General features: G+C 65.9%; 11 protein-coding genes and 1 tRNA gene. 4 read left to right on the forward strand and 8 right to left on the reverse strand.

Annotated elements, in window-relative coordinates; all coding sequences use genetic code 11:
- Positions 1-86 precede the first annotated feature (86 nt).
- From GGQ98_RS15945 to GGQ98_RS15955, 3 genes are all read right to left on the reverse strand, one after another.
- On the reverse strand, positions 87-350 hold the full coding sequence (locus GGQ98_RS15945; protein ID WP_184071298.1) for a DUF695 domain-containing protein: 264 nt from the start codon (positions 348-350) through the stop codon (positions 87-89).
- Positions 351-516: 166 nt separating this feature from the next.
- Positions 517-1,929, reverse strand: a complete 1,413-nt coding sequence (gene glnA / locus GGQ98_RS15950; RefSeq protein ID WP_184071300.1) for a type I glutamate--ammonia ligase — start codon at positions 1,927-1,929, stop codon at positions 517-519.
- A gap of 56 nt (positions 1,930-1,985) precedes the next feature.
- On the reverse strand, positions 1,986-2,324 hold the full coding sequence (locus GGQ98_RS15955; protein ID WP_184071302.1) for a P-II family nitrogen regulator: 339 nt from the start codon (positions 2,322-2,324) through the stop codon (positions 1,986-1,988).
- Positions 2,325-2,562: 238 nt separating this feature from the next.
- Here GGQ98_RS15955 and GGQ98_RS15960 point away from each other — a divergent pair.
- Positions 2,563-2,639: transfer RNA gene (locus GGQ98_RS15960), tRNA-His, on the forward strand.
- Between the two features lie 24 nt (positions 2,640-2,663).
- On the opposite strand, the gene GGQ98_RS15965 is transcribed toward GGQ98_RS15960, so the two are convergent.
- The 3 genes from GGQ98_RS15965 to GGQ98_RS15975 all read right to left on the reverse strand — a co-directional run bounded on the left by GGQ98_RS15965 (position 2,664) and on the right by GGQ98_RS15975 (position 9,156).
- Complete coding sequence (locus GGQ98_RS15965; RefSeq protein ID WP_184071304.1) at positions 2,664-6,878, reverse strand: translocation/assembly module TamB domain-containing protein; 4,215 nt, start codon at positions 6,876-6,878, stop codon at positions 2,664-2,666.
- A complete protein-coding gene (locus GGQ98_RS15970) occupies positions 6,878-8,863 on the reverse strand; it encodes an autotransporter assembly complex protein TamA (RefSeq protein ID WP_184071306.1) in 1,986 nt (661 codons plus the stop codon). Before GGQ98_RS15970 ends, GGQ98_RS15965 begins: the two co-directional genes overlap by 1 nt.
- An 83-nt stretch (positions 8,864-8,946) precedes the next feature.
- The gene (locus GGQ98_RS15975) at positions 8,947-9,156 is read right to left on the reverse strand and encodes a hypothetical protein (protein ID WP_184071308.1); all 210 of its coding nucleotides are present in this window, start codon (positions 9,154-9,156) and stop codon (positions 8,947-8,949) included.
- A gap of 125 nt (positions 9,157-9,281) precedes the next feature.
- On the opposite strand from GGQ98_RS15975, the gene GGQ98_RS15980 reads away from it, so the two are divergent.
- Positions 9,282-9,512: a hypothetical protein gene (locus GGQ98_RS15980; RefSeq protein WP_184071310.1), complete on the forward strand. Its 231-nt coding sequence runs from the start codon at positions 9,282-9,284 to the stop codon at positions 9,510-9,512.
- 8 nt (positions 9,513-9,520) lie between these two features.
- Here the strand turns inward: GGQ98_RS15980 and GGQ98_RS15985 are convergent, their stop codons facing one another.
- Complete coding sequence (locus tag GGQ98_RS15985) at positions 9,521-10,174, reverse strand: S24 family peptidase (RefSeq protein ID WP_184071312.1); 654 nt, start codon at positions 10,172-10,174, stop codon at positions 9,521-9,523.
- A gap of 100 nt (positions 10,175-10,274) precedes the next feature.
- Between GGQ98_RS15985 and GGQ98_RS15990 the strand changes: the two genes are divergently transcribed.
- Together GGQ98_RS15990 and GGQ98_RS15995 are read left to right on the forward strand one after the other, a co-directional pair.
- Entirely contained in the window at positions 10,275-10,466 is a 192-nt protein-coding gene (locus GGQ98_RS15990; protein WP_184071314.1) for a hypothetical protein, read from the forward strand.
- On the forward strand, positions 10,463-10,792 hold the full coding sequence (locus GGQ98_RS15995; protein WP_184071316.1) for a hypothetical protein: 330 nt from the start codon (positions 10,463-10,465) through the stop codon (positions 10,790-10,792). Before GGQ98_RS15990 ends, GGQ98_RS15995 begins: the two co-directional genes overlap by 4 nt.
- Here the strand turns inward: GGQ98_RS15995 and GGQ98_RS16000 are convergent.
- Positions 10,776-11,960, reverse strand: a complete 1,185-nt coding sequence (locus tag GGQ98_RS16000; RefSeq protein WP_184071346.1) for a TIGR04063 family PEP-CTERM/XrtA system glycosyltransferase — start codon at positions 11,958-11,960, stop codon at positions 10,776-10,778. The genes GGQ98_RS15995 and GGQ98_RS16000 overlap by 17 nt on opposite strands.
- Positions 11,961-11,965 lie beyond the last annotated feature (5 nt).

Genomic DNA, 11,965 nt, shown 5'->3' on the forward strand with positions numbered 1-11,965 from the left:
GCTCCGCTTCGCAGGCCATTGCTCAACCCGCGCTCATGCGCAACAAAGCTGCCGGACTCTAATCCGTGCTGGTGGAAACCAGGGGGTCACGTCAATGTGTTTCGTCCAGCGTAGGTTGTTCTGCTACTGCCGGAAAATACCTCGCAAAGAGAATCTTCTACACTAACCAAGTCGTCAAATTCTTCGTTGCTTGAAAGCCCGTCCGGTCGGGGATTACGCATATAAACACGAACGTGGGACAAGTGAGGCTGACTCTCGATCGGAGCGTTTTGCGCCAGTCCTAAATCGAGGTAGATTGATGCTGGCTCATTATCGACAAGCAGTGGGTAGAAATCCCAATCTTCGCTCATTAGCCACCCTCTCGAATTTGCCTCACCGTGTTCTAGCTTTCTCCATGAGGAAAAGTGCTTTGGCTCGGAAACTACCAACTTAACCTGAAGCTTTCAGTCGACAAATCCCCAAATGAAAAGGGGCCCGCGCTTTCGCGCGGGCCCCTGAACGGCCGTAATCCCCCGATCAGGCCGAATAGTACATGTCGAATTCGACGGGCGAAGGCGCCATTTCCCAGCGCAGCACTTCGTGCATCTTCAGGTCGATGAAGCTGTCGATCATCTCGTCGGTGAAGACGCCGCCGCGCGTGAAGACCTTGCGGTTCTTGTCGAGGTTGACGAGCGCCTCACGCAGCGAGCCGCATACGGTCGGAACCTTCTTCAGCTCCTTCGGCGGAAGGTCGTAGAGGTTCTTGTCCATCGGCTGGCCCGGGTGGATGCGGTTCTCGATACCGTCGAGGCCGGCCATCAGGATCGCGGCGTAGCAGAGGTAGGGGTTCGCCGTGGCGTCCGGGAAGCGGAACTCGACGCGGCGGCTCTTGGGGCCCGTGCCGTAGGGGATGCGGCAGGAGGCCGAGCGGTTGCGGCTGGAATAGGCCAGCAGCACCGGCGCTTCGAAGCCCGGGACGAGACGTTTGTAGCTGTTCGTCGAGGGGTTCGTGAACGCATTCAGCGCCTTGGCGTGCTTGATGACGCCGCCGATGAAGAACAGCGCCATTTCGGACAGACCCGCATAACCGTCGCCGGAAAACAGCGGCTTGCTCTTCTTCCAGATCGAGATGTGCGTGTGCATTCCCGAGCCGTTGTCGTCCTTGATCGGCTTGGGCATGAACGTTGCAGTTTTACCATAGGCGTGCGCGACATTGTGCACGACATACTTGTAGATCTGCATGCGATCGGCGGTCTGAACGAGCGTGCCGAAGGTGAGGCCGAGTTCGTGCTGCGCTGCAGCAACTTCGTGGTGATGCTTGTCCATCGGGAGGCCCATTTCGAGCATCACGGACACCATTTCCGAACGCAGATCGTGGCAGGGATCGACCGGCGCGACGGGGAAGTAGCCGCCCTTGACGCGCGGACGGTGGCCCATGTTGCCTTCGTCGTATTCACGGCCGGTGTTGGTCGGCAGCTCGATATCGTCGATCTTGAAGCCCGAGCCGGCGTAGCCGTTTTCGAAGCGCACGTCGTCGAAGACGAAGAATTCGGCCTCGGGGCCGACATAGGCGGTATCGCCGATGCCGCTGTTGCCGAGATACGCTTCGGCGCGCTTGGCGACCGAGCGCGGGTCGGAGCCGTAGAGTTCGCCCGTCGCCGGATCGACGACGTCGCAGAACACGATGAGCATCGGCGTCGCCGAGAACGGATCGACATAGACCGCATCGAGATCCGGCTTGAGGATCATGTCGGACTCGTTGATGGCCTTCCAGCCGTCGATCGAGGAGCCGTCGAACATGATGCCGTCGGTCAGCATGTCTTCATCGACCACGCCGGCGCACATCGCCATGTGGTGCCATTTGCCCCGAATATCGGTGAAGCGGACATCGAGCCACTCGATCTCCTGGTCCTTGATCATTTTCAGAACGTCGGCTGGTTTGTTCGCCATTACTCGCCTTTCCTCTTCTTTACCCTGCTGGTGTGGAGTGATTGCCCGTTGATGGTTCAGATGGCTTCGCTGTCGCGCTCGCCGGTGCGGATGCGGTAGGCCGATTCGATCGACGACACGAAAATCTTGCCGTCGCCGATGCGCCCGGTCTTCGCGGCGCCCGCGATGGCTTCGACCGTGCGTTCGACAATGGCGTCGTCGACGATCACCTCCAGCTTCACCTTCGGCAAAAAATCGACGATGTATTCCGCACCGCGATAAAGCTCCGTATGGCCCTTCTGGCGACCGAAACCCTTGGCTTCGACAACGGTGATGCCCGAGACCCCGACCTCGTGCAGCGCTTCCTTCACCTCATCAAGCTTGAAGGGCTTGATGATGGCCTCGATCTTTTTCACCTGGCTTTACCCCTTGAACGAATGCGATCTGCCCCGAGCGGGGTATTGCCCACGCGCAACGCATGATCCGTGCCAGATGCCGCAGCGCGGCAAAGCGCGGGCGCGCGCTTTGCGGGGCAGCAGCTTTGCCCGGAGGCTGCACGACTTCCGGGCATCTTGCCTAAAAATTCAGCAGGCCCAAGTGCCTCGCTTGACGGCAGGCCGGGGCGCCCGTATGTGCGCATCCTCATCGCGCGTGGCGACTGTAGCTCAATTGGTTAGAGCGCCGGTTTGTGGTACCGGAGGTTGCGGGTTCAATCCCCGTCAGTCGCCCCATTTCCCGCGCTTTTTCAGACGAAATCAATAGTCTTTCGACCAGCGCAGGTTGACGCTGGTGCCGCCGAGCGTGGCGACCGACGACAGGATCGACAGCGCGCGCGTCAGTTCGATTTCAAGCTGCGTCGCCGTATAGCCCTGCGCGTCCGTGGCGACCTCCACATAGACCCGGTCGGTGAGATACTCGCCTGCGGCAACCGCGGTTTTCTGGCCCGTGAGCTGGTTCGCTTCCATAATGCGCAGCCTGTCCAGCCCGACCGCGCGGCGGATGGCGTTGATCGGATTGATGCCGCCGCCGCCGCCCTGGAGCGAAGCGACCGCACCGGCAAGCTGGAGCGCCTCTGGCGCGGAGAGATTGGCGATCGACGTGCCGAACAGCACGCGCGAGAGCACCTCGTCCTGCGGCAGCGCCGGGACCGAGGAGAAGGCGATTTCCGGGCGCTGGCCGGTGCCGCGAATGGTGATCGTGGCGGTGAGACCCTCGACGCGCGCTTCCGCCGCGATATCGATGACGGGATCGGGCGGATAGGTGCCGGTGAAGCGGATTTCACCGCGCGTCAGACGGAAGGTCTTGCCCGCGAATTCATAATCGCCGCGCACCAGCTCCGCAGTGCCGCCGATGCGGGGCGCGGTCGCCGAGCCCTTGATGTCGAGATCCGCCGACCATTCCGAATCGAGCCCCATGCCGCGCACCATGATCTCGTTGTTGCCGCTCGCCTTGACATCGAGCTGCCAGACGGTCGGCTCGGGCGCGCCTTCGGTGATGAGCGGTTCGGCGCGCAGAAGCTCGGTGTTCTTCTCGCGCACGCGAAGCACGGGCACCTCCGTCTGCGCCGTCTGCCCGATGTTGAAGCGCGCGCGATCGATCTTGACGTCGCCCGATATGATGGCGCCCTCGGGGCTGTTGCTGATCCGCAGCGGACCGCTCGCGGTGGCGCGCAGGTCGTCGCGATTGAGGATGAGTGCCGATTTCAGCACCATCGCGATTTCGATCGGGAAGCCGCGCGCGAAGGACAGGTCGATGCCGCCGCTGCCCGCGATGGTGCCGCTGCCCGCCGTTCCCGAAAACTCGGTGAGTTCGAGCCGCGAGCCGGTGAAGCGCCCGTTGAGGCGGATGTTATCGACCACCGTGCCGGTGATGACACTTTCGAGGCGCGAGGTGCGCGAACGCACGATGCCGGTGAGCGAGGGATCGCCAAGCTCTCCGCTGATCTCCAGGGCAACCGCGATATTGCCGCGCACGCTGAGCGCGCCGACGCCGGTGAGCGGCCACAGCATCTCGGCGGGCCCGCGCCAGCGAAGCTGGCCGGTGATCGGCGCCTTCATCAGGCGCTGGACCCAGGGATCCTCGGTGCTGCCGGGAATCGAATGGAGGCGGCCCTGCAGAATGCCGAGGCGCTGGCCGTCGTCGAGGAAGGCCGCGCGCATCACGGCCTTGTTGGCTTCAAGCTGGGCGACGACGGCGAGATCGACGGGCTTCGAGAACGCCTCCGTCGCGCGCGTGAAATCGGTGACGCGCAGCTTCGCGGTGCCGCGCGGCAGGCCGCCCGACGGGAAGATCATGTCGATGCGCCCGCTCGCGGTGCCCGAGAAATCCATGCCCGGCAGCGCAAGCTGGAGGAGGCCGAGCCCGGCGGCGTTCAGATCGGTGGTGAGCGCGATCGACTCGCCGAACGTGCCGCTGATCCGCGCTGTGCCCGACGGAAGGTTGAGCACGACGGGCGCGAGGTGCCAGCCCTCTTCGGTGCGGTCCAGGCGGGCGGGCGCGGCGAGCGCGAACTTCTGGCGCGCGATCGTGCCCTGGCTGGTCACGATGATGCGCTCGGGATCGAAGCTCGCGGCAAGATCGAACGTGAAGGGGGCGCCGCGCTCGCCCGTGGCGATCAGCGCGGCGGTGCCTTCGCCCGCCTGCATTTCGAGCGTGCCCTTCAGCGTCTTGAGCAGCAGCGCCGACTGTTTCAGCCCTTCGATGTCGAAGCGGCCCGAGATTTCAGCGCCTGCCTCCCTGAGCACGATGTTGCCGTCCACCCAGCCGCGCCGGATGGTGGTGCCGCCGGCGAAATCGAGCCGCGCGGCGCGCGCGCCGAGATTGGCGTCGATGCGCTGCACGCCGTCTTCGGGCGACAGGCGTACCTTGCCCGAGATGCCCGGCCCGCGCACTTCAAGCACGCCCGAGACCGCAGGCGCGCCCTCGACCGCCCGCAGCGGGCCTGCGGCCGTGACCCCGGCGATCTCGGCGGCTTCGATGTCGTAAACGGTCTGCGGCGTGCCCGTGAGGATGCGGCCCCGTGCCCGCGCCGGACCCGCGAGCGTGTCGGCGAGCGCGGTGAAGACGTAGTTTTCGCCCTGCGGCGTGAAGGTGGCGCGGATATCGCGCAGTTCGAGGCCTGCTGCATAGCTTTCGACGCGTATGCGCGCCTCGGGACGTGTCACGAGGCCGCCGAGTTCGACGTCCATCGGCCCGTAGCGCTGCGAGACGGCGTTGCCGTCGAACCGGATGCGCTGATCCATCGTATAGGTGCCGCGCCCGGTGACGCGCATGTCGGGCGAGGTGAGCACGGCGTTCGTGAAGGTGACGACGCCGTCCGGCGCGCGGACGATATCGGCCGTCGCGCGCGGATTGCCCTGGAAGATGAAGCTGAGCAGGCCGTTGTCGAGCCGTGTCATCGCGGCGTCGGCCTTGCCGCTGATCCGCAGGCCGTTGCGCGCGCGCGCGTCGGGCTCGAAGAGCAGCCGGGCCTTGATGTCGGCCATGCCGAGCCCCGGCACGACGTAGCGCGGCAATACGCCGTCTGCGTTCACGCTGTAGCGGCCCGTGAGCGTCTCGATGCGCAGATCGGCGGTCGCGGTGACGCGGTCGCTCGAAACCTTGAGCCCCTTGCCCGCGATGTAGGCGCCGTCGAGCCCGATGACCCCGGTGAGGCGCGGATTGACGGCGAGGTCTTCGATGAGTTCGCCGAGCCCGGTGATGCGCTGCGCGCGCGCATCGACCGGAACGGCCAGACCGTCGCGGGGCAGCTCGCCCTTGCCGATCACCTCGACACGGTCGAGCCGCGTGGTGCCGATCGCAATCCAGTTGGCGGAAAGCCGGTAATCGACGAGGGGCCGCGAGAAGGCGCCGTCGAGGGTCATGGCGAGGCGCATGTCGTCGGCTGTCATGGTCGCGATGAGGGCTTTGGGCTCGCGCACCGATGCGCCGACCGAGACGGTGCGGAAACGCGACTCGGCAAGATCGACGGCGCCGTCGATCTCCAGCCCGACCGAAGGCGAGATGATCGAGGCGCGGCCTTCGATGACGCGCTTAGCGATCGTCGCCGCGGCGTCGATTTCGATCGAAGGCGAGCCGAACTTGCGCACAATGCCGCCGATCGCGAGGCCGGGGGAGGCGGTGCCGCTGAGCGCGAAACGGCCGTCGTCGGCGCTGAGCGCGAGGTCCATCAGCGGACTGTCGCCAAGCGTGCCGACCGCGCTGCCGCGCCACGCTTCCCAGCTGCCGTCGCCCTCGATGGTCGCGACGAGCGGCTGATCGAGGCCCAGAATGCCGCCGACGACGCCGCCCGCCGGGGCAAGGAGCTTGCCTTCGATATCGAACACCTTGTCGTCGGGGCGCGCGTCGATGCGGGCGACGAGCGCATCGCCGCCGGTGCGCGAGTTCGCGCGCAGCGCGGCGAGCAGGCGGCCGCTCGCGATGTCGGCGCCGCCGTCTGCGGAGATATGGTGCCGCTTGCCGAGCACGGGCTCTTCAAGCGTCAGGTCGCCGATCTGGAAGCGCCCGACGTAGATGTCGTAGTTCGGGAGGATGGGCTTTTCCTCCGCGCTCGGGATCAGCTTCGGCACCTTGAGCAGCCGCGCCTCGGGCACGACGAGCTTCACGATATGGAGCCGCCGGCTGAACACCGCCTGCGGCCGCCAATCCAGCTCGACGCGCGGGGCTTCGAGAAACCGCCCTTCGGGATCGGACAGCGTGAGGCCGTGGACGACGGCGGCGCCGTAGAGCGAGCCGTCGATGCTCTCGACGCCGATGCGCAGCCCCGATTCGGGCGAGAGGCCGATGGCACGCGCGACGAGCCAGGCGCGGCCACGATCGGTATCGAGCACGGTGAGCGCGGCGGTGACGAGGAGGGCGAGACCGACGACGATCGCCACGAGCCAGAGGAACCCGCGCATCGCGTAGGTCCAGAACGGGCGGCTCAAGACCTCGTCCTCGATCTCTTCTATGATGCCGTCGCGCCGCTCCATCAGAACGCCTGCCCGATGGAGACGTAGACGGCGACGCGCGAATCGCCCTGCTGCCGGTTGAGCGGCGTCGCGACGTCGATGCGGACCGGCCCGAAGTTCGTGTAATAGCGCACGCCGATGCCCGCGCCGAATTGAAGATCGCGGAAGCGCGGGTAGGGGCGCGTATCGATCTGGCCCGCATCGATGAACGGCACGACGCCGATGTTGCCGAAGCGGTAGCGCGCCTCCAGGCTGAACTCCATCAGGCTGCGGCCGCCGAGGGGATCGCCTTCATCGTCCTGCGGCCCGACATCCTGATAGCCGTAGCCGCGCACGGAACCGCCGCCGCCCGAGTAGAAACGCCGCGACGGCGCGATGCGGGCGCGCGTGGCGCCGAATATCGTACCGATACGCGCGCGGCCCGCGAAGATGAGGTTGTCGTCCATCATCGGGAGATAGGCGGAGCCGTCGATCTGCGCGCGTGTGTATCCGAAGAAGCCGTCCTGGAACGAGGCTTCGGGGCTCGCCCAGCCGCCGAGGCGGAAGCCGCGCTTGGGATCGAGCAGGTCGTCGGTGCCGTCGTAGGCGATCTGAACGGGCGCGGCCGCGATGATGAAGGTGCGCAGCGGCGCAAACCCCGGTGCGATCTTCAGGCTGCGATCCCGCTCTTCGGAGGCCTGCAGTTCCGCGCCGAACCGGTAGGTCCACGCCTTCTGCCAGATCAGATTGGTCTCGCGCTCGATGAAGGCGCCGAGACCCAGCGTGCGCGCGTAATACGCATCGCGATCCTCGACGCTCGCCTCGACGCGCGCGGCGAGCGTGCGATCCCGCTGTTTCCAGTTCGACCGGCGAAGATCGGCGGAAAGCCGCTGCTCCTCCGTGCCGAGCACGCCGCGGAACGTCACCTGGCCCTGCGGGCGGACGAGATTGCGGTGCTGCCAGCTCGCTTCGATGCGGAAGCCGTCGGTGGTGCTGTAGCCGAGCTGCCCGGCGAGCGTGCGCTGCGGCGCGGGGGTGAGCGTGACGATGAGATCGACAGGCACGGTGCCGTCCGCCTGCGCCTCGCCGCGTCTGGGCGTGATGCTCGCCGTGCTGACGAGGCCCGTGGCGATCAGCGCGCGGCGAAGGTCTTCGATTTCGCGCGTATCGTAAACGTCGCCCGGCTTGAAGCGGGCGAGCCGCCCGAGGTGCTTCGCGCTGAACAGCGGATCACCATCAACCTGAATTTGCCCGAAGCGCGAATTGTCGCCGAGCTTGACGTTCAGCGCATAGGACGCCGTGCGCGTATCGTGATCGACGACGATGTCGGGGTTTTCGACGTCCGCGAACGGAAAGCCGCTTTCGCCGAGGCCGAGCCGAAGCCGATCGAACGCCCCGTTGATGTCGTCGGCGACGAGCGGCTGCTTTTCCTCAAGCGCGAGTTTCTGTTCGACAAGCGCGCGATCGGCTTCGTTGTCCACGGTGATCTGGATGTCGCCGAGCGCGTAGCGCGGCCCCGTGTCCACGGTGGCGGTGACCAGGAGAAGCCCGTCGCGGGCGGTGGGATCCACCTCGATGACGATTTCGGGATCGTAGTAGCCCTCCGCGCGGAGCAGGCGCGCGAGCAGTTCGGAATCCGTGCGCGCGCGGCGCTGAAGCTCGGCGAGCGACGGCACGACCTTGCCGCGCTCGGCATAGAGCGCCGACAGCGACTTGAACGCGTCTGCCGATTTCAGGCGGCTGATCGGGCCGAGTTCGAATTCGTAGCGAAGATCGACGGGCGCGTCCTGCGCATCCAGTGCGACATCGTCCTCCGCCGCGTCTTCGGCAAACAGGTCTTTCCACTCGTCCTCGATCTCGGGCAATTCCGGGAGCGGCACGCGCGGACTGGTGCGCTGTTCGTCGAGGCGTGTCTGGTCAGGTGTATCGCTGTCCTGTGCCGGAGCGGCGGGCTGCTGCGCAGCCCCCGGCGACGAGAGAATGAGCGCAATGGCTGTGAAGCTGGTGCCGATCAGCGCTCTGTACATTACGCGGGTCTAGCCGAACCCGGCCCTGCGCGGGTAGGGAAATCTTGTCTTCGAGCGGCTTCAAAACTCGATTTGTCGGCAGATTAGTGCACTTCGCCGACAACGTCTTCAAGTTGGAGCAGCATGATGGCGCGTTCGACCTGACGCCAGCGGCAGAAAAGGTTGAGATCGCCGTTGTCGCGGTAGCGATCGGCGATGGTCGCGGCTTCGACGACGGCGTCGTCCCCGAATTTTGCGATCAAGCTCGATGCGTCTTCGAGCGAACCGCGATCATGAATGGCTAGCAATTGCATTGGAGAAAACCCCCGCTTATTCTGGTTACGCACCCACTCACGCAAGGCTGATGCCATCTTTCAATGGGCTGAATTCAAAGGGTTTTTACTGTTTCAGCCATCAAGCGGTCTGTCCGGACTGTTTCATGGCGGGACAGTTGGTGCAGAACGCGGGTCCGCAGGTATCGAAGGAACGGGAAATGCAGGCTGAACGGCAAGGACGAAACCAGGGCTCGCCGGCGGGACTGCTCATCGCGCTCGGGCTCTTTATCGGGGTCGGATTCGGTATCGCGTGGCAGCAGGCGCTGATCGGCGCGCTGATCGGCATGGGCGTGGGTATCGTGCTTGCGGGGCTTTGGGCGCTGCTGAGGCGCTAAAGGCTGGATCAGCGCAGTTCGCGGCCCACCCAGATGACGCGGCCGACGATATCGAGGCTTTCTGCCGGGCTGTCTTCCCAGTCCGGCCAGCGGGGGTTGTCGCTTCTGATCGCGATGCCCTGCGTCGCCGGGTTTCGCGTCAGCCGTTTCATGAGCACGCCGCCGCCGCTGCGCAGCGCGTAGATGCCGTCGCGCAGCGCCGCGCTGCCGTCGGCGGTATCGACGAGAACCGGGTCGCCGTGTGACAGCGTCGGCTCCATCGCGTCCCCATCGACATGGATGACAGCGAGCGCCTGGGGATCTCCGCTGCAAAGCCCGCTGATCCAGCGCGCCTGGAAAGCGAGCGCGGCACCGGCATCATCCGCGCCGGCATCGAGGCAGGGGACAAGCAGGTAGTCGTCGATCGCCGTGGCCTCCGCAGCCCGCGCGACGACGGCCTGCCCGACGCGCGCAGGCGGGCCGCCCAGAACGTGCTCGGGCACATCGAAGTGACGGGCGAGCGTCCGCCGGTCGTCCTCATCCAGCTTGCGCGGCACGCCGCGCCTTATGAACTGCTGGATATAGGTGGGATTGCGTCCGATGAGGCGCGACACGGACGCATAATCTTCTCTGCGCGCCTGAATGAGCGTGTCGAGTGTGCGGCGAACAGCGACGGCGTTCACGTGAACTTCCTTCGAAGGCAAATCGGCGATTGTTTTTATCCTAGACTTGTAGGAAATCACTTCATAGTTGTTTTTTACCTATTCCAACGGGGAGAAAGCAATGTCGTTGCTATTTCAAATCGAGCGTTGCCTGAAACGCACACGTCTGACGCCGACACGCTTCGGCCGAAACGCGCTGGGCGATCCGCGACTCGTGTTCGATCTGCGGCGCGGGCGTGAGCCCAGGCCGCGAACCACCGCCCGGATCGAGGCCTATATCCACGGCCTCGGCACGGCGGAGCGCGGATCATGACCGCCTGCCAGCTGATGCGAACGGTGACGTGCCGCCTCCGCGCCTGCGCCGGAGACTTGCAGTGCGCGGTGGAAACTTACGAAGCCGTGCCCTGGGCCAGCGCGACCTTCGAAGGGCAGCGCCATGCGTTCACGCTTCGGATCGACGGCAATGCGGAGCGCGTGGACCGCGCCGCGCTGCGCGTGTGCGGCGTGCTGCTGGACAGCGACATCGACCTGTCAGGCGAACTGCTCGCCGACCTTGTGATTATCGGCGAGGACAGCCTGCGGCGCGGCGATACGCAGGCGCGGCGGCTGCATTTCGAGGCGCTTACCGTGCGCGATTGAGCAGGCGCTCGTAGACGGGAACGTAAGCCGCGACGCTGCGATCCCAGTTCCGCTCGGCAGAAACCCAGGCCTTGGCCCGCGCCCGGCGCGCGGGCCAGGCCTCGCGGTCTTCGAGCAGGCCGATCAGGGCATCGGCGGCGGCGTTCGGATCGTCGGCCGCGAACAGCGTGCCGGTGACGCCGTCTTCGATGAGTTCGCGGTGCCCGCCGACGTTGCTGGCGGCGACGAGCTTTTCCTGCGCCATCGCTTCCAGCGGCTTGAGCGGCGTGACCAACTCGGTAAGGCGCATCGCCTTGCGGGGATAGGCGAGCACATCGACGAGGCTGTAGTAGCGATCGACCTCGCTGTGCGGCACGCGGCCCACGAAGCGGATGCGGTCGCTTGCCGACGAGGCGGATGCCGCTGCGCGCAGCGAGGCTTCCATCGGGCCGCCGCCGACGAGCAGCAGATGCGCCTTCGGCCGCGCCGCAACGACGCGGGGCATCGCCGCGATCAGGATGTCGAGGCCTTCGTAGTCGTAGAACGAGCCGAGGAAGCCGATGACGTCTTCCTCCAGCCCAAGCTCCGCGCCGAGCGCGGTGTCGCGGGGCAGGGGATCGCCGAACTGGGTGAGATCGACGGCATTGGGGATCTCGAACAGCTTCGCCTCGTCGATGCCGCGCGCGCGCAGATCGCCGAGCAGCCCCTTGCAGATCGCGCCGACGGCGTCGGCCCGGCGGCACGCCCAGCTTTCGGCGGCGTGGGTGAGCCTGTACCGGATGTCGCCCTCTCGCCCGGTGCCGTTGCCGACCGCCGCATCCTCCCAGAACGCGCGGATTTCGTAGACGAGCGGCAGGTTGTGGCGGCGGGCGGCACCCCAGGCCGCCGCGAAATTGAGAACGGGCGAATGCGCGTGGAGCAGATCGGGCTTTGTGTCCTCGATCACGGCATCGAGGCGTTTCGCGGTCGCCGTGATTTCGCCCAGCAGGGGCAGGCCGGACTTGCGCGTGCGGTAGAAGGTGAGACCGTCGATGGTTTCCGGGTCCGGCCCCTCCGCATAGTGCCGGGGCGCCGTGAGCATCAGCGGCTGCCAGCCGAGGCGGCGCTGACCCTCGATGAGCGCGCGCGAACGGAACGTGTAGCCGCTGTGCAGCGGCAGCGAGTGATCGAGGATGTGAAGCGGCCTGATCGCCA

It is taken from the genome of Sphingosinicella soli (assembly GCF_014199685.1).
Classification (GTDB): domain Bacteria; phylum Pseudomonadota; class Alphaproteobacteria; order Sphingomonadales; family Sphingomonadaceae; genus Sphingosinicella; species Sphingosinicella soli.